Annotated in this window: 23 protein-coding genes and 1 pseudogene; 3 read left to right on the forward strand and 21 right to left on the reverse strand. The window is 40.1% G+C overall.

From position 1 onward, the window contains the following. Window positions 1–333: 333 nt before the first annotated feature. The 15 genes from DXZ23_RS12425 to DXZ23_RS12500 form a co-directional block, all read right to left on the reverse strand. Complete coding sequence (locus DXZ23_RS12425; RefSeq protein ID WP_021723810.1) at window positions 334–1,059, reverse strand: HP1-YO09 family phage-derived protein; 726 nt, start codon at window positions 1,057–1,059, stop codon at window positions 334–336. Between the two features lie 14 nt (window positions 1,060–1,073). Then, the gene (locus tag DXZ23_RS12430; RefSeq protein WP_017807488.1) at window positions 1,074–1,391 is read right to left on the reverse strand and encodes a Y16D family protein; all 318 of its coding nucleotides are present in this window, start codon (window positions 1,389–1,391) and stop codon (window positions 1,074–1,076) included. A gap of 1 nt (window position 1,392) precedes the next feature. Continuing rightward, window positions 1,393–1,737 carry a hypothetical protein gene (locus DXZ23_RS12435; RefSeq protein ID WP_017807489.1) on the reverse strand — a complete coding sequence of 115 codons (345 nt, stop codon included), beginning with the start codon at window positions 1,735–1,737 and terminating at the stop codon, window positions 1,393–1,395. Beyond that, a complete protein-coding gene (locus DXZ23_RS12440; protein ID WP_017806845.1) occupies window positions 1,727–1,984 on the reverse strand; it encodes a hypothetical protein in 258 nt (85 codons plus the stop codon). The genes DXZ23_RS12435 and DXZ23_RS12440 overlap by 11 nt, the downstream gene beginning before the upstream one ends. 54 nt (window positions 1,985–2,038) lie before the next feature. Next, on the reverse strand, window positions 2,039–2,434 hold the full coding sequence (locus DXZ23_RS12445; RefSeq protein WP_051185287.1) for a hypothetical protein: 396 nt from the start codon (window positions 2,432–2,434) through the stop codon (window positions 2,039–2,041). Beyond that, entirely contained in the window at window positions 2,431–2,748 is a 318-nt protein-coding gene (locus tag DXZ23_RS12450; protein WP_021723812.1) for a hypothetical protein, read from the reverse strand. The genes DXZ23_RS12445 and DXZ23_RS12450 overlap by 4 nt, the downstream gene beginning before the upstream one ends. A gap of 155 nt (window positions 2,749–2,903) precedes the next feature. Continuing rightward, window positions 2,904–3,383 carry a single-stranded DNA-binding protein gene (ssb, locus tag DXZ23_RS12455; protein WP_017806849.1) on the reverse strand — a complete coding sequence of 160 codons (480 nt, stop codon included), beginning with the start codon at window positions 3,381–3,383 and terminating at the stop codon, window positions 2,904–2,906. Further along, window positions 3,384–4,031 (reverse strand): translocation protein TolB precursor, encoded by a 648-nt coding sequence (locus tag DXZ23_RS12460; protein ID WP_017806850.1) that lies wholly within the window; start codon window positions 4,029–4,031, stop codon window positions 3,384–3,386. It lies immediately after the preceding gene. Window positions 4,032–4,033: 2 nt separating this feature from the next. Next, window positions 4,034–5,047, reverse strand: a complete 1,014-nt coding sequence (locus DXZ23_RS12465) for a recombinase RecT (RefSeq protein ID WP_017806851.1) — start codon at window positions 5,045–5,047, stop codon at window positions 4,034–4,036. Then, window positions 5,044–5,325, reverse strand: a complete 282-nt coding sequence (locus DXZ23_RS12470; protein WP_017806852.1) for a hypothetical protein — start codon at window positions 5,323–5,325, stop codon at window positions 5,044–5,046. The genes DXZ23_RS12465 and DXZ23_RS12470 overlap by 4 nt, the downstream gene beginning before the upstream one ends. After that, window positions 5,294–5,929 carry a hypothetical protein gene (locus tag DXZ23_RS12475; RefSeq protein WP_114995533.1) on the reverse strand — a complete coding sequence of 212 codons (636 nt, stop codon included), beginning with the start codon at window positions 5,927–5,929 and terminating at the stop codon, window positions 5,294–5,296. The genes DXZ23_RS12470 and DXZ23_RS12475 overlap by 32 nt, the downstream gene beginning before the upstream one ends. Continuing rightward, on the reverse strand, window positions 5,919–6,194 hold the full coding sequence (locus tag DXZ23_RS12480; RefSeq protein ID WP_130261476.1) for a hypothetical protein: 276 nt from the start codon (window positions 6,192–6,194) through the stop codon (window positions 5,919–5,921). Before DXZ23_RS12480 ends, DXZ23_RS12475 begins: the two co-directional genes overlap by 11 nt. Window positions 6,195–6,413: 219 nt before the next feature. Next, window positions 6,414–6,752: a hypothetical protein gene (locus DXZ23_RS12490; RefSeq protein ID WP_035688048.1), complete on the reverse strand. Its 339-nt coding sequence runs from the start codon at window positions 6,750–6,752 to the stop codon at window positions 6,414–6,416. 91 nt (window positions 6,753–6,843) lie between these two features. Continuing rightward, window positions 6,844–7,518, reverse strand: coding sequence for a P22AR C-terminal domain-containing protein (locus DXZ23_RS12495; protein ID WP_051185297.1), 675 nt, complete (start codon window positions 7,516–7,518; stop codon window positions 6,844–6,846). Window positions 7,519–7,833: 315 nt separating this feature from the next. Beyond that, a complete protein-coding gene (locus DXZ23_RS12500; RefSeq protein WP_021723820.1) occupies window positions 7,834–8,328 on the reverse strand; it encodes a hypothetical protein in 495 nt (164 codons plus the stop codon). Window positions 8,329–8,704: 376 nt separating this feature from the next. On the opposite strand from DXZ23_RS12500, the gene DXZ23_RS12505 reads away from it, so the two are divergent. Both DXZ23_RS12505 and DXZ23_RS15550 read left to right on the forward strand, forming a co-directional pair. Further along, the gene (locus DXZ23_RS12505) at window positions 8,705–8,893 is read left to right on the forward strand and encodes a ribbon-helix-helix protein, CopG family (RefSeq protein WP_021723821.1); all 189 of its coding nucleotides are present in this window, start codon (window positions 8,705–8,707) and stop codon (window positions 8,891–8,893) included. Between the two features lie 108 nt (window positions 8,894–9,001). After that, window positions 9,002–9,145 carry a hypothetical protein gene (locus tag DXZ23_RS15550; RefSeq protein WP_017807492.1) on the forward strand — a complete coding sequence of 48 codons (144 nt, stop codon included), beginning with the start codon at window positions 9,002–9,004 and terminating at the stop codon, window positions 9,143–9,145. 177 nt (window positions 9,146–9,322) lie between these two features. On the opposite strand, the pseudogene DXZ23_RS12510 reads toward DXZ23_RS15550, so the two are convergent. Then, window positions 9,323–9,973: pseudogene (locus DXZ23_RS12510) on the reverse strand (IS1595-like element ISHpa1 family transposase). Between the two features lie 501 nt (window positions 9,974–10,474). Further along, window positions 10,475–11,968: a signal recognition particle-docking protein FtsY gene (gene ftsY, locus DXZ23_RS12515; RefSeq protein ID WP_021723822.1), complete on the reverse strand. Its 1,494-nt coding sequence runs from the start codon at window positions 11,966–11,968 to the stop codon at window positions 10,475–10,477. Window positions 11,969–12,123: 155 nt separating this feature from the next. Between ftsY and rsmD the strand changes: the two genes are divergently transcribed. Next, window positions 12,124–12,732 (forward strand): 16S rRNA (guanine(966)-N(2))-methyltransferase RsmD, encoded by a 609-nt coding sequence (gene rsmD / locus DXZ23_RS12520; protein WP_017805304.1) that lies wholly within the window; start codon window positions 12,124–12,126, stop codon window positions 12,730–12,732. Here the strand turns inward: rsmD and dprA are convergent. The 4 genes from dprA to DXZ23_RS12540 all read right to left on the reverse strand — a co-directional run bounded on the left by dprA (window position 12,729) and on the right by DXZ23_RS12540 (window position 17,223). Next, window positions 12,729–13,829, reverse strand: coding sequence for a DNA-processing protein DprA (gene dprA, locus DXZ23_RS12525; RefSeq protein WP_017805303.1), 1,101 nt, complete (start codon window positions 13,827–13,829; stop codon window positions 12,729–12,731). The genes rsmD and dprA overlap by 4 nt on opposite strands. A 144-nt stretch (window positions 13,830–13,973) precedes the next feature. Continuing rightward, complete coding sequence (gene pilW / locus DXZ23_RS12530; protein ID WP_017805302.1) at window positions 13,974–14,516, reverse strand: type IV pilus biogenesis/stability protein PilW; 543 nt, start codon at window positions 14,514–14,516, stop codon at window positions 13,974–13,976. Between the two features lie 33 nt (window positions 14,517–14,549). Continuing rightward, the gene (gene rlmN / locus DXZ23_RS12535) at window positions 14,550–15,719 is read right to left on the reverse strand and encodes a dual-specificity RNA methyltransferase RlmN (RefSeq protein ID WP_017805301.1); all 1,170 of its coding nucleotides are present in this window, start codon (window positions 15,717–15,719) and stop codon (window positions 14,550–14,552) included. Between the two features lie 451 nt (window positions 15,720–16,170). Beyond that, window positions 16,171–17,223 carry an AI-2E family transporter gene (locus DXZ23_RS12540; protein WP_017805300.1) on the reverse strand — a complete coding sequence of 351 codons (1,053 nt, stop codon included), beginning with the start codon at window positions 17,221–17,223 and terminating at the stop codon, window positions 16,171–16,173. Window position 17,224 lies beyond the last annotated feature (1 nt).

Genomic DNA, 17,224 nt, shown 5'->3' on the forward strand with positions numbered 1-17,224 from the left:
TAATTTAAGTTTTAAAAACTCATCACAAGCAACGCCAATTACTGGTGATGAACTGATCAAGGTTGGCGTGCCGTCTTACGGTGTAAACGGTGGATCTTTCGATCCCCTCAATCAGCTCATCATTGACTACTTTGAAAGGGTACCTCAATTCGAGGGTGCCTTTTGGAAGGTTTGATTTTCTGATTTTCGGCTATAAAAAAAGCCGCTTTGTGCGACTGTTATTCTTAACCGCACCGTAATAATTCAGGACGCCAATCCCGACTTTCGTTTGAAAGTGAGGATATGTTAGCCTGAAGTTTGGGCGGTGTCAAATAAAAAGCCTAACTTGCTAGGTTAGGCTTGTGGTAGTTTTGGTAGTGGCTGCCAGTGCGTGACATCAACCGCTTTATCATCAAATGTACCGTAAATATTAACGGGTGAAAACCAATACTCACTACCGACAAGCTTTTTTACAATAATAAGTATTAACACTTTACCATCTATAACACATCTACCAATCACTTTGGTTCCTAGTGGTGGGAGTTGTTTATTTATATCAATCCAACCATTATTAGCATAGGCGTTATCATCATTTTTATACTCTACGTTATAATTTAACAATGCTTTCATCATTGCTTCAGCACCTTTCTTAGTTTTAAAAACTAACCCTTGTGAAATCATTCGCTCATCTCTTTCATTGTATTTATAAAATGGATCATCTTGCACACATTCAGGTGCGGTAAACCTTACATACCAGTATGTTCTACCATTTTCCCAAGTATTTAACGTTACTGGTTCAGGAACTTCGATACCGTTCACATAACGTTTCGGATCTTCCCACATTCCCGCAATAGTTAATCCTGCTTCGTCTGTACTCGCATTCAGAGTATCTGAATACCATCTACAAGGGATAATAATATTTTCGTGTGTGTAATATCCGAATAAATCTAATAACCCAATATAAGATTTATCTATATTTTTAGCTTCACTGTTTAAATCCAGTTTAATAAATGCTTTATATCCATTTTTTAATTTAACTGGCTCGCCTGCTAAGGCTTTTTCTAAATCAAATGGTTTCATTTTAATTTTCCTTTCTAATATAACATTTCAGAATATAATTCATCTGGTTCATAACCAATATCAAATTTAATTTGATTATTAGCTTTAGCGATTGCTAAGGCTTCTTTTCTATTTACAAACCGACTTTTATTAGTAAGAAAACCTTGTTCAATTTCTTCTAATTCTTTATTTTCATAAATAGGATAAAGGCTATCTAAAACATCTTGTCCATCAGGAGAATAATGTCTAACCATCGGAACGATAAATTCTGTGCCTTTTCGATTTAGGTCAATCTCTTTTTGAGTGCGTTCTATGAATTTAATCGCCGCACATACAATCAGTTCTGGGTGCATTTTATTTCTCCATTTGTTTCCCTGTTGAATGTTCTGCGTGTTTTTGGTGAGCCTCTTGCATTTCTTTTTCTGAATTATGCGAACTGATTTCTATTCGATACCCAAATATCGAGGCACAAAAAAACAGAATAGCAAGCCAACCAAATAATCTCGTTAAGTAATCAAAAACAAAGGCGATCACATAATAAGACCAAGCAAAAATAAGACCGAGATTACTCTCACCAGCATTTGCTTGAGTAATATAAGCCTTGCCTATACCTACGGAATTAATGGTTAAAATGACAAGTGCTGTTGCAATTAAAAGTAAAGCTAATAAAAACCAACCAGAGTCAATTTTAAAAGTCATTGTTTATTCTCCTTGTTATGTTTTTTTGCTTAAAATACGGTCTTTTTTTTACTTTCTTTCTTAATTTAAGAATATCTGCTTTTTGATTTTCGATAATTGTTCGCAAGCCAACAATAGTTTTATCTCGCTCTTCAATTATCTTCTGATATTCTTTACTTAATTCACTAACTTTTTCTGCAACTTTTCTTTCGAGGTAAATAAAATCATCTCTAAGCACTCGTTCAGCTAATCGTTTTATAATCTTCATACGCTTTCCTTTTCTCCAATAAAAAACCGCTATTTAGCGGTTAAATTTTATTGATCATTCACTGCAACCACCAAAGAACTGATCAAATATTAATTTGTTAGGCATATTGGTAACCTTACCCGCTTCATCAATATGTAAATCAATATAATCGCCATAATCATTAGGTAAACAATCAGGAATATAATTATTAATCAGTGAGCTAATAACATTTTTATTTTCATCTAGTAAATAATATTCTCCCTCATCACAGATTTTCATATTCATTTTTGCGGGATGGTTTTCTGGCCAGTTTTCAATTTTAGATGTATCTAAATCAATTATTCCGCACCATTGATCACCATCGCGCAACGGAAAATTATAAGGGATATCTTCGTCGTCATATCTAACAGGGATTACTAGTTTTATATATTTGATATTAACTTGTTTTGTTGTTGGTATTTCGATAATCATATGTTTTCTCCTCCTAAGTCTGGATGAATATCTTGAGCAAAAGGCAGGCTTACTGTCCCAGTTGGCTCAAATTGCTTACCAGTGGCTAATTGAGCATAGCCGATAATGTCGTCCCAGTGGTCGGGGAAGGTTTCATCACCGTTGCAAATACGGGTGAGTTTGGCGGCAATCATTGTGGCGGCATAGGCTTTGACTTTGTTGCGTTCAAAAAGCTGGCTTTCAATAATCGGTTTCATCAGGTGATAAAAGGTTTCTGCACCGCTGATAAAATCGCCGTGCGTTTTGGCCCGTTCGTTGAGTAGGTCTGTGTTCATTTTTGCCTCATAAAAAAGCCCTCATTTGAGGGCTATCGTCTAAAAATAATCAGGAATCGTCTAATTTAAACAATACTATCTATTTGATTTTAAATGCTAAATATGTTTTTAATTGTCTAAAATCGTTTAGATATTGTTTAAATTGTCTAGACAACTCAGAACGGAATATCATCATCTAGCTCATCACCATTATTCTGCGCTGGTGGCGTGTAGTTGCCACTTTTAGCGTTAGCATAAGCATTGGATTTTGTTGATTGCGTTTGACGCGGTGGTGCGTTTGTTTGTGCACTTTGTCCATCTTGGCGGCTATCTAACATCTGCAAGCTGTCGCCTTGAATTTCGGTGGTGTAACGTTCAATGCCTTGTTGGTCTTGCCATTTTCGGGTTCTGATGCGTCCTTCAACATATACTTTTGAGCCTTTATGCAAGTATTGCCCTGCAATTTCCGCTAACCGCCGATAAAGTACAATTCTGTGCCATTCGGTGAGTTCTCGCCGTTCGCCTGTTTGCTTATCAGTCCAGCTTTCTGAGGTTGCCACGCTGATTGTTGCAACCTGATCGCCATTTTGCATTGTGCGGATTTCTGGATCGTTGCCTAAATTGCCGACGATGATGGCTTTGTTTATGCCTGCCATTTACGTTGCCTCCATAATAAGTTGCTGATAATAATTTTGGGCGACTTCGACCTTTTGTTTGATTTTTTCGATGAGCTTTTCATCTCGTTTAATCGTTACGGTTGTAATTCGCTTATGTTGTGGGATTTGTTTGACTAAATCGACAAATTTTGCGGGATCTTGCCAAGTTGGAATTAATGTTTCAGGGGTTGGCAAAAGGCAAAAATCAATTTGAGCTTCTTCGCAATCCCAAAGCCACATATAGCCTTGCATTTGGATGTCATAGCCCGCCTTTTTAGCTTTTTCGGTCGCTTCATCAATAAAAAATGGGTGAGTACCAATATCCCACGAACATTTTGTATCAATAATAAGTTTTCGGCTTGGAACATAAATATCACACTCGCCCGTAATCCAATCATTTTCTCGGCGCTCTGTGTTTTTCTTGAGTGCTAGCCCACGCTTTAAACCACTTAGGCGGATGGCTTGATCTTCCAGCTCATTGCCTTTTTCGGTGTACTTATTGCCGTCAAAGGCTTGATAACCGAACAAATCAAATTTGGCGATTTCTCGCACTGCACTTTTTGCGGTGGCAGAAATGGTTTCTGATTTTGCTTTAGGTTCTGGTAGCAAGCGGTGTAGCATTGAACATCTAGCTTTCATTTGGTACATAGCTATTCCCTGTTATTTTCCAACGCTTCCAATTGTGCATATTGCTCTGGTGAGAATTTAAAACCGCTATCACAGAGTGCTTGCAAAGTGGTTTCTCGATTGAGAATATTTTGTTTGCATTGTTCAAAGGTTTCTTGGCTGACATTCATCGTTACAATTTCAGCGTCATCAATATTGTTATCAGGGTAATCAAATTCGCCATTTTCGCTGTCCTTGATAACGGATTGATCCGCAAGTACCGCATTTTGCATTTCTACGGAGAGTGGCGCTTGTTTTGAAAGCAGCAGTTTCATCACGGTTTTCAATGCCATACTTTCAAAATTGTCTGCCCATACACTGCTTGCCCATTGTCCTTTGGCTTTCTTTTCAAGATAAGTGCGGTAGGTTTGGCTATATTTTTTCGCGTGCTTTTCGATTTCCTCGTGGGTCATATAAAGCTCGGCAGAAAAATCATTCACCAATTTAAAGTAGGCATAATAGCCAATCGGCAATTCGCCTTCTTCAGGCTCTTGCTCCCAGTCAAATTCAAAGCCGTTGATAAAATCTTTTTTGACCAGTTGTTTTTTGTAAACAGGCAGAGCAACAAGGCGTTTAAATTGTCCACTACGCTGTGCAAGCTGAATAAAGCCTTTGTAGCCAATTTGGAATTGGGCTTCTATGACATATTCTTCTTTCGTTCTTGGCTTACCATCTCTATCAAGTATTACGTTACCTTCGGTATCAACTAAAGGCACTTTTCTTTTTGTGCGAAAAGGGACGAGATAGGCAAAACCTAAGCCATTTTGTAGGGGTAAATTTAGCGTTGCTGCCATACAAGCGGCATTAAAAATACTCTCTGGCTTTGCCGTCTTTAACATTGCATTACTGTTTGCAATTTGTATAACACTTGTGGCAAAGGTGCTTGCATTTTTCCCCACTAGTTCTTGTACTTTTTGTTTTATTAGTGGTGATTGAAAAAGTTGTTTTAATGTTGGGGGGCTTTTGGGTTTTTGTGGTTGCGTGATTTGGTTAGTCATTGTCGTTCTCCTAATCGTTGCTTGGCTAATTTCTCGATGGCTTGTTGTCGGTAGGGGAGGTAATCCGCCCCGCTTCCTACGGCAAGCCAAAATAAATCGTTGTCGCACAGGGTTTGGGTGAACTCGTCAAAGAGCGTTTCATCGCCCTTTCTGATTTGCTCGTCAATGCGTTGGATTTCTGCTTGTAACCGTTCTTCAAAGCCATCTTCAGCGTAATGGGCTTCTAACAATCGGTCGCTTTTGCGATCATAGGTTTGTGCGATTTGTAGGTAACTCATTGTTCCTCTCCTGTGCTTGTGTCGCCTTGACCATATCCGCAAGCATTGCGAACATTTCAGGTTCAAGCGTAATAGTTTGGGCGTTGGCTTTGCGGTCAAGCATTAGCCGTACTTTGCCGTTTTTGTCCACGAGATAACCATTCAAGCCATAAGGCGTAAACGGCTTGCGTGGCGTGACTTTTTTACGTTGGGTTTTAATCGTTACGGTTTGGATTTCTTGTGGGCTTTCGGTGTTCATTTTGGCTTCCTTTGTCTGTGTGGGTTCTTCTTTTCGCATTGGAATAACGGACAACTCACGCGTATTTTGGGGCTTTGGTGTGGCAGTTTTCCATTTGTCATCTGGCATTGCGGGCAGAATAACTTGATAAGGAGAAGTTTTTTCAAGGTCGAAGTTTGGAATAACCGTTGAGGTTTTCACCGCTCCTGAATGTTGTAAGTTGTAGCTATCAATAATTTTATTTAGACGGTTGATTGCCACTTTTTGATTCACCATTTTTAATGTGGCCTTCCATAATTTGTCATCAATCCAACATTCACCGTGCCAATAAAATGAAACAGGGTCTTGAATGAGTTTGTAAAGATACTTGCGTTTTTTACTTGCCATTGTTTATTTCCTCTTGCAAAAGTGCGGTGTAATTTTTGAGGTATTTTTCAGCCTCAACGGTTAAATTGGGCGGTAAGTCGCCTTGTTCTTGTTGCCACTCAAGGTTGGCTTGGCGTTCCATTTCGGCGAGTTGTTCAGTGCTGAAACCTTGCATTGCGTAGTAATCTTCCGCTGTTTGTGCGTAGGCATCAGCAAGGCTTAGCACGGTGATAATGGCAACAAGAAAGAGTAGGGTTTGTATTGTGTGTTTGATGAGGTCGTGCATTTTTGTTTCCTTTTTAATTGCTTTGTGATGGTTTGAGCAAATTGCTTTGCCCATTGATAAGCCTCTTCTTTATTTGTAAAACGTTTTCGCTTCCGTGAGATTTGATGTGGATATCCATCAATGATTTGAAATATCCTCACATCACCACGAAAACAGTCGTGCCGTTTATGTTTAATGTCGTGGCGAAATCCTTTAGTTGAGCCATCGTGGTAAGCACTGCTATGTACGCGATAAATTGGCATTGTTCTTCTCCATCTGTTTTAGATGTCTGAGTAAATAACTTACTTCTGGTTTTAGTAAGCGTTGGGTTTCAAAGGTCAGTAGTTTTCGTCCCGTTCGATAAATTAGCTCATGCGTGAAATGTACTGCGAAGAGTTGGCGATTAATGTCGTCTATCTGTAGGGTGGTTGGATTATCAAACACTACGATATACAGTTTATTGTTGTGATAAAGGCTAACCTCACCATATTGCGTTGCAATCTGACTTGTGGTGATGTTTTCACCTAATTTTGATTTAACGTAATCTGCCACCAATGTTTCATAACCACGCTGTTTCATTTTTGTTTCCTTTTTGTGCAATTTGCTGAATTTAGGGTGTAGAAAACCGCCACACGGTTCACAGGGAAGTGCGGTCGGTTTTGGTTAAATTTTAGAAATTGTGGTGTGGGAGTCGTTTTCTTGGGTTAAGAATTTCGTTATCCCGAATAGTCTGCAGTACTCTATTCCAATTTTCATCGCCCCAAGTTTCGATTTCAAATTGGGCGGTGAGCTTTTGAATTAGCGATTGATGATGGCGAAGCATAGAGCCATATTCGGAGACGATACTCCGTGCTTGTGGGGCAAATTTGGATTGAATGGCATCTAATGCTGGCACAATGTCTTTGGTAAATTCCACACATTTGAAAAGGGCGAACCAATCCCACGCTAAATTTTGTAGCTCTTTTTCGCTATGCTCGAAAGGATATTTCTTTTCGGGTTCTGGCAAAGCAAGTTGTTTTGGTTTTTGTCGCTCTACTTCTTGATCGAGAATATCCAGCACCCACTTACGAAAATCTTTAGCAACTTTGGTGTGTGAAAGCATTCCGATTAGGTGAGCACCACGCAAGCTGAAAATTCGCACTTTCTGCATTCCGCCGTTGGTTTGCATATTAATCAGTGCGGTCATATTTGGGGTAAATTCGTCAGCGTGGCGTTCATAGATCTTTGTTACACTATCAAAGCGTGAATAACCCAAAGCCTCACCAATTTCCAAAGTGGACAACCAAATTTGATTTTTTTGATTAATAACCGAAAGAGTTTTGTTTTGAAATGTTAATGTAGTCATTTTGATTTCTCGTAGTTTAAGTTTTAAAACCATCACTAACGTTGCAAATCGTTGGCGATGAACTAGACAGAGTTTGCAATACCGCTACGAGAAACGGCGGATCTTTCGATCCCTCCATCTAGCTCATCATTGACTACTTTGAAAGGGTACGTCAATTTGACGTTGCCTTTCAAAGGTTTGATTAGGCTAGTTTTCGGCTATAAAAAAAGACGCTTTGAGCGTCTATCCTTTTCACCGCTCTCATAGTTCAGGTTGCAAATCCCGACTTTCGTTTGAAAGTGGGTATATCCTAGATCAAAGGGCGGTGGTTGTCAATTAGATTGTAAAAGTTTTCATAACAAGTTGTTTATAAGCCTCAATAACTACTGAAAACTTACTTTGCTTGTCATCATCAATATTAATTCCGAAAGCTGGTGTGTCGTCAATATTCGGAAAAACAAATCTTATGGTATTTTCTGAAAGATAATAGGCTGTAATAACCAATCTAACAGGCTTCTTCGGGTAGGTTATTGCACTTTCTTCGAGCGCTAAAGATAAACCAAAAGTAATGCTTGGATTATGTAATTCATCATATTCTGCTTTAAGTTGATGTGACTCAGTTGGGGCTCCATCGCTATCGGTTACTCTGACGTAAGGTTCTGTTGGGCTTGGGTCGTTAAGTTGTTTTTTATAATATTTTTCTGTTAGCCCTAAATCCATTGCTAAAGCTAAACGTAATTGCCGAATTTGTTCTCTTAATATCGCGCGACGTTCAATCAAAATATGGTTGAATTGTTGGTGCTGTTTGCACAGATCTTGATATGTAATCATTAGTGCTCTCCTATTTTTTATCATTTTAAGGTACAAAAAAAGCCGTTAAAAAACGGCTTGGAAGTGCGGTTATCTTAATCTGAAGTTTGGGCGGTGTCAAATAAAAAATAATTAGTAAATACTAAATAAATCTTGCTTATTTATGAAGTATAAACTACAATAATCTTGTTTTTGGAATGGTTCTAAAAATGAGAAGCCCGACTGAAATCGGGCATCAAAAAAGGAGTTAGGATATGTGTTTGAAGCTCGCAATCCTAATTATCCTGCTAATGGTGGCAATGCCAGCATTCTAGGATAAACCTGCGGGGGATATGTGGAAGTGTCCCCCAATGGCTCCTACTATAAACCGTTAATTCATTAAATGCAAGAGGTTAATATGTCTCGTGGTCGTCCTAAGTCAGGTTTAACGCGTCAAGAACAGCAAGAAAAAAGCGATAAAAAACGCGGTGTGCGTTTGGTTGGTTTTAAGTTGAAAGAAGAAACCATTTCACGCTTAGCAGAACTCAGTGAACGCACCGGGAAATCCAAAACCGCCCTAATTGAAGAGATGATTTGGAATTATTAATTTACCGTTGTTTTAATCCGAAGTAGGGCGGTTTGTTAACTCTGTTTTTTAACGAGAACAGCAAAACTCGCCTTACTTGTTACCACAACTTATAAATTAGGATTTGTTATGTCTAATCAAAAATCATCTCAATCAAAACCACAGCCAGCTCCCACTAAACCAACACAAACTGTTTATAGAAAACCTGAACCTGTTTTTATTGGTGATAGTGCAGATAAGCCAAGACCTAAAGGAAAGCCAATCTTAGGCTGATATGCCAACAATAAGAGCCGTTGCAACAGGTATACTAAACGATAACATTATTGCTTTGTCAGTGTGGCGGCGATATTCATTATTAAGATGAAGTAATTGAATAATATACTGGTTTGCATTATGTAATTCATATCGCCTTAATATGCCCAGTTTATTTTTAGGGGCTGTCCTAGATAACTAGACTAAACTCCCTTTAACCAATTGTTTTAAAATAGAAATTTGACTTTTTATGTTGCTGTAATTAAAACGCCATTCACATTCCTTTAAATAAAGCTCAAAATGCGCTTTTGGGATACCATTAAATTTGCGTAAATGGCGTTTTGCTTGGCTTCAAAAATTCTCAATTCCGTTAATGTGGTTATGATTTTCAGCAAAATGTGTGCTGTGATTGATACGAAAATGACTAAATTCACTCACATCAAGCACGTCATAACTACGATAATTATCGGTGTAAACAATACTATCAGGCTTTACCTGCTCCCGAATAATGGGTAACAAGGTGGCAGATTGCGTATTTGGAACCGCAACGGTATAAACCTTGCCATTGCGCTTGAGAAGCCCGAATACCGCAATTTTCCCTGCCGCACCACGACCACGTTTGCCTTTGCGAGCACCGCCAAAATAACTTTCATCGGCTTCAATTTCACCTTCAAACATCTCTAAGTGAAGGCTGTTTTGATAGATGAGTTGGCATAAACGATGAAAGTAATATGCGGCAGTCGTTTTGTTTACATTGACTAACTCTGCTGCTGTCCTTGCAGTAACACCTGCAACAAATAGCTCAATGAGTTTATTTTGTTTGTGCTGACTTAGACGACTTTTTCTCATTGGTTCATTCTAACCTAAATAGATTTTTTAGTTGTTATCTAGGACAGCCCCTAAAAAAATATCAGCTACCCACCCAAAATTTCTAAAAATTTATCCGAGATAATGAAAAGAGCGGTGCTTTCTAGCGGTGTTTTTTTCATTTATCTCTCACAAAATAGATCCCAAATCCCACCGCACTTTTAAATGTAAATACCCCATTCCCCCGTGTAAATTGCCCGAATGAAGATAAAATTTTTGAGAGCCGTAACGCCGAGCGAGAGCAAAGCGAACATCAGGCTTATTTTTCGTTAAGAAAATTTTATTGAAATGAGGAAAAGCAATTTAGTCGGGTTCCCTTTTCTTTGCTTACTTCCTTTGGGAACGCAAAAGAAAGTAAGTCGCTCAACGAGCGAAATCCGTTATAGCTACCGAAGAAAAAACTATTCACCCAAACAAAAACAACAGGCTAATAAAAAAGGGCGAACTATTCCGCTCGCCCTAAACAAAATTTTATCTTCTCAGCTATTGAGTTTCCAATTCTTTACTAAATAAAGCCTCAATAAATTCTTCCGCCTGGAATGGGCGGAGGTCTTCAATTTTTTCACCGATACCAATATAGCGAATCGGCAATTTAAATTGATCTGCGATGGCGAAAATCACCCCGCCTTTTGCTGTGCCGTCGAGCTTCGTTAAGCTAATGCCCGTTAGCCCTACGGCTTCGTGGAATAATTTCGCTTGGCTAATGGCGTTTTGCCCTGTACCCGCGTCAAGGGTCAGCATAATTTCGTGCGGTGCGGTTTCATCGTATTTTTTCATCACTCGCACGATTTTTTTCAGCTCGTCCATTAAGTTATTTTTATTTTGCAAACGCCCTGCGGTATCGGCGATTAAAATGTCAATATTTCTCGCCGCGGCTGATTGCATTGCGTCATAAATCACGGAAGCAGAATCCGCCCCCGTGTTTTGAGCGATAACGGGAATATGATTGCGTTCCCCCCACACTTGTAGCTGTTCTACGGCGGCGGCACGGAAAGTATCCCCAGCGGCTAACATCACCGATTTGCCTTGCATTTGGAATTGACGAGCCAATTTTCCAATGGTGGTGGTTTTGCCCACGCCATTTACGCCCACCATCAAAATCACATAAGGCTTTTTGCTGCTATCAATTTGCAGCGGTTGTGCAACGGGTTTGATAATGTCCGCAAGCTCCGCTTTAAGCTGTTGATACAACAAATCTGCTTCTTTTAGCTGTTTGCGGCTGGCGTGTTGAGTTAAATTATTGATAATCTTGGTTGTTGTCGGCATTCCAATATCGGCGATCAATAACTGTTCTTCCAGCTCTTCAAAAAGATCATCATCAATTTTCTTACCTGAAAATAAGCTCAAAAAGCCCGAACCGATATTCTGTTTTGTGCGAATTAGCCCTTTCACTAATCGACTGAAAAAGCCCCCTTTACTTGGTTTTTCTTGTTCTGCAGATTGTAGATTTTCTGCTTCACTTTGCTCTGGCGTGATGTCGGTTTGCGTTAGGCTTTCCGTTTCTTGCTCAAAACCTTGCGGATTTTCCACCGCACTTTGCTCTGGCGTGATTTCGATTTGCGTTAGAGTTTCCGTTTCTTGCACAAAACCTTGCGGATTTTCTACCGCACTTTGCTCTGAGGAAATTTCAGCTTGCGTTAGAGTTTCCGTTTCTTGCTCAAAACCTTGCGGGTTTTCTACCGCACTTTGCTCTGGCGTGATATCGGTTTGCGTTACGCTTTCCGTTTCTTGCTCAAAATCTTGCGGATTTTCTACCGCACTTTGCTCTGGCGTGATGTCGGTTTGCGTTACGCATTCCGTTTCTTGCTCAAAACCTTGTGAATTTTCCACCGCACTTTGTTCTGAGGGGATTTCTGTTTGTGAAACGTTGCTTTCTTCCGCATTTTCTTGCAATAAACTAGGCTCTACCGCTTCTTCTTCCTTTTTACCTAAGCCAAACCAAGACCAAAATCCGCCTTTTTTATTTTTTTCTGCCATATATTACTCACTATGATGAAAACATTACTGATTTTTTGCATTTTATACTACACTATGCCCCTCTTTTTTATTTGATTACTGATAAAATCGGCTGAAAACACGGCATAATGTTCAGTGAAAAGTTTGCATAGTCTATCATAATTTGGCAAATCCCTATGAAAAAAAATCCAACGCAACGCACAAGCAATGTGTCATTAGCAAAAGGCGAAGTCCGCATTATTGCGGGGCTTTGGCGTGGTCGAAAATTACCCGTTTTGAATGCTGAGGGCTTACGACCAACGGGCGATCGCGTGAAAGAAACCCTGTTCAACTGGCTAATGCCCTATATTGTGGGGGCAAATTGTTTAGATTGCTTTGCGGGCAGTGGTTCGCTCGGGCTGGAGGCTCTTTCACGTCAAGCAAATCAGGTGATTTTTTTAGAGCTAAATAAGCAGGTAGCAAACCAGCTAAGCAAAAATCTGCAACAATTAAAATGTTCACCGCTGCAAGGGCAAGTGATTAATCAAAATAGTTTGCAATATTTGCAACAAATGCCACCTAGCCCCCAATTTGATTTGGTTTTTCTCGATCCGCCCTTTCATTTTGATTTGGCACAGCAAGCCATTGACGTGTTGGTGCAATATCACTGGCTCAAGCCAGAGGCGTTAATTTATGTGGAAACGGAAAAAAATAAAACCCTGACGATACCCGCCCATTGGCAATTATTAAAAGAAAAGGCCACAGGGCAAGTGAGTTATTGCTTATATCAGCAAAGCGAACGCTAACTTCGCCGATACAGCCCATTTTCACAAACCGCTAATTGTTGCAATTCTAAACTTAATAATTGGGTTAATAAGACATCAATCGGCAATGACAAACGGGCTGAAAGTTCATCAAGGCTAATGGGAATGTGGCTTAATTGAGCGTAAAGTTCGGGATAACTTGGTGGCTCTGAAGTTAGCAGCTCGTTCGCCGACGATGGCGATTTTTGTTCGGTATAATTCGGCGTAACATACTGATAATGTGGGATATTTTCTAAAATATCCGTCACGCTCTCCACTAATGTCGCCCCTTGCTTGATGAGCTTATGACAGCCCTCACTAAAGCCATTTTGAATATTGCCCGGCAAGGCAAAGATCTCACGGTTTTGCTCCAACGCATAACGAGCCGTAATGAGTGAACCGCTCCGCTCGGTGGCTTCAATAATTAGCGTGCCAAGCGAAAGCCCGCTAATAATACGGTTTCGACGTGGGAAATTCTCCGCAACGGGCGGTTGTGCGGGGAGAAATTCGGAAATCAATGTGCCGTTATGCTCAATAATTTGCTCAGCCAAACGGCGATGTTTTGCAGGATACACCTTATCCAACCCACTTCCAAGCACTGCCAGCGTTTGCCCTTGAATATCCACCACAGCTTGATGACAAAATCCGTCGATCCCTAAAGCTAGCCCACTGGTTATCGCAAAGCCCGCAAGACTCAGCTCTGAAGCAAAATACTTCGCCCAATATTCCCCATAATTCGAGCAATAACGGCTACCTACTATTGCAATTTGTGGTTGAGAAAGTGCGGTCAAATTTCCTTGCAAAAATAAAATCGGCGGGGCGGAGGGAATTTGCTTCAGCAAATAAGGGTAATCTTCATCGGTAAAATTAAGCAAAAAATTACCCGCACTTTCCGCCCATTCTAATGCTGGGTCGATGAATTTTCGTTCTGGGTAAAACCAACGTTGAATTTGCTTTTCTGACCAACCAATCTGTTTAAACGCGTATTCATCATAATCTAAAAGCTGTGTAAGACTAATTTCACCCAGTATTTTTTGAATAGTATTTGCTCCAAGTTTAGGAATTTGGAGCAAACGGAGTAACATCTCATTGGTTATCATCGATATTTTAAGCCTTGAACAAATTTGACTATATCTTAAAATCGTCGTTGAATTGAATATATTCTTTTATTTTAGTTTTGCGAGAAAGATCGCAAAATTTAACCAATCTTAGAGAAATACCTATACTATTTTAAAATAAGGTATTTAATGAATAACATTTGTCTTTTGATTTCTTTTAGGATCTAGTTTCTCCAGCAAGCCTTTATATTTTTCATAACGTATTGCATTTTTCTCCGCTAACGCACAAAGTACAATATTCTCGTAAGTATCCGCTTGCTGATAATAATTAGGTGTGGCGAGAGCTTGTTCAAATCGTAGATAAGCCTGTTCGAATTGTCCTTGTTTGCACAAAAAGACGGCATAATTATTAAATACATCGCCTTGTTTATCGTCGAGTTTTAGGGCTTTCAAATACGCATTTTCCGCACGAGTATTCTCCCCTTGAAGCTGATAAAAATATGCCAACGCTGAATGCACTAAATAATAATTCGGGGCATAAGCCAAGGCTTTATCTAAATTTTGCTTCGCCAGCCCAAGTTCATTTTGCTCAAGATAGCCAATGCCAAGCTCCACTCTCGCCTTTGCGGCTTGCTGCTTATCAAAGTCTTGCTTATTTAAGGGAGTGGAAACACAGGCTACGAGAAAGAGAGAAAAAAGAATGCTTAAGATACATTGATAAATTTTCATTTTTTCTCTCCTTATTTTTTGATTGCTCGGGTTCTAGTGAACTTCTACTGCATTAATGGATTGTCCAAAACGCTTTTTCTGTGCCGTGCGTTTAGTGCGGTCAATCACATCGCCTGCAAGCTGTCCGCAGGCAGCATCAATATCATCACCTCGGGTTTTACGCACAATCACGGTAAAACCATATTCCATCAACGTTTTTTGGAAGCGATCAATTCGTGTATTTGAACTCTTCGCATAAGGGGCTTCAGGGAACGGATTCCACGGGATCAGGTTGATCTTACAAGGGGTATTTTTTAACACCTCAGCCAATTGATGTGCGTGTTCTACGCTGTCATTGACGTGATCTAACATCACATATTCAATCGTAACCTTGCCGTGATTGGCGTTGGAAACGGATAAATAACGGTTTACCGAATCCATCAACATCTTAATGTTGTATTTCTTATTTAGCGGCACGATTTCATCACGCAATTCATCGTTAGGGGCGTGCAACGAAATCGCCAATGCCACATCGATCATTTCACTCAGTTTGTCCAACGCAGGCACAACACCTGAGGTGGAAAGGGTAACACGGCGTTTAGACAGCCCATAAGCAAAATCATCAAGCATAATTTCCATTGCCGGCACAACGTTTGCCACGTTTAACAATGGCTCGCCCATTCCCATCATCACCACATTGGTAATCGGTCGCACGCCCGTTACGCCAAAATTACCAATAATTTTTGACGCTCGCCACACTTGCCCGATAATTTCAGCAACAGTTAAATTACGGTTAAATCCTTGCTGGGCGGTAGAACAGAATGTGCAAGCCAAGGCACAGCCCACTTGAGAAGACACGCACAAAGTCGCCCGATCCGCTTCAGGAATATACACCGTTTCCACCTGCTGATCGCCCACTTGCATTGCCCATTTAATCGTACCATCTGCAGACCGCTGTTCCACTGCCACTTCAGGGGCTTTGATCTCCGCCACCGCTTTTAATTTTTCGCGTAACTTTTTGTTAATATTGGTCATATTGTCAAAGTTATCTTCACCAAAATGGTAAATCCATTTGACTAATTGATCCGCTCGAAAGGGTTTCTCTCCCAATTCTTGGAAAAACTCACGCATCTGCTGGCGTGTTAAATTCATTAGATTTACTTTTTTCTTAGGTTCTGTTGAAGGCACCACGCCCTCTTGCTGGATTGTATTTTGTTGTAACATAAAGCCTCGTTATTACACATTACGGCACTGATATAGCTGTTTTTTATCTTGCTTGTAAAAGCTAATACACTATAAATTAAAAATTTCTACCGCTAAAAAAATGCGTTGCGATTATACAGAGTTATGCTTGATTAAGCCAGCAATTTCAACCTAATTTGAATGCCATTTTAGCTAAAAGAAAAATAAAAGAAAAAACCACCGCACTTTCTTTGCGATAGCGATCGCAAAAATTTTAGAAAACACATAAGATTCAAAAAAACAAAGTGCGGTAGGATTTTTGAAAGTTTCTCACTGGTGATTAACTTACATAAAACAATATAATAAAAAGGCGAATTCAATATTCGCCTATTTTTCATTTCATACTAACTTTAGAAAAGTTAAAACTCATTCTTATACAAATTTCATAAAAAAACTTACCACTTTTTTCTGCTATGTTTTTTAATAAAAGCAACTATATTTGCTCTTTAGTTTGTTGGATTTCACCAAGCAATGCGGCATACTTCACCGTATCCGGGCTGGCTTCAAGGGCGATTTTGAGTACCATTGTAAGAGGAACGGAGAGGAACATTCCCACCGAGCCGAGCAACCAGCCCCAAAATAAGAGAGAGAGGAACACCACGAGGGTGGAAAGCCCGAGGGTTTTGCCCATCATTTTAGGTTCTAGCACGTTGCCGATAATCATATTTAGGCTGATAACCCCAACGGTTACGCCTATGCCGGTGAAAAAGCCATTCAGCAATAAGGCTTGGACAATAATGGGAATGGCGGCGATAATTGAGCCGATATTTGGCACATAATTCAACAAAAAGCTAAGCGTTGCCCATAAAATTGCGTATTGTACGCCGAAAATTTTCAGCAGAATGAACACGCCAAAGCCTGTCAAAAGGCTGGTAAGGGTTTTCACGCCGAGATAATCCATCACCCCTTGCAAAATGCGGTCGATGTAGCCCTCGTACTGTGCCACTTGGTTCGGTTTGCTGAATGTAACGGCGAATTTATGCTTTGCCGTTGGGGCTTCTAACAGCATAAACAGCACCACTAGAAACAGTACGAAAACGTTGGTTACCACGCCCGAAAAGCTGAGCAAAAACCCACTGGCGACATTCATTATCATTGCGGGATCAAAATGTTGCATAATTTGCTGACGCAGATTGTCCAGCGGTAAATGCAAGCCCTGTGTGATCGCGGCAAGATCATTTAAGCGTTGCGAAAGCAATAGGCGATATTGCGGGATCGACTGGGTAAATTCCCGTGCGGTGCTATTAATGAGGCTGGCGAGGAAGAAAAACACCGTCAGGATCATCAAAAAGAGCAAGGTGAGAGCGAGCCAATGGTGAAGTTTACGCTCTGTCATAAACTTCACCACAGGCGAGCAAATAATGGCAATGAACAAGGAAAGTAGGAACGGGACGACAATTTCGCTGGCAAGTTTCACCCCTGCGAAGATAATCACAAGGGCAGACATTGCCATTAATAATTGGCTTAGCGATAAACGTTTATCCATT

Origin of the sequence: Avibacterium paragallinarum (assembly GCF_900450705.1) — a bacterium.
Lineage (GTDB): Bacteria > Pseudomonadota > Gammaproteobacteria > Enterobacterales > Pasteurellaceae > Avibacterium > Avibacterium paragallinarum.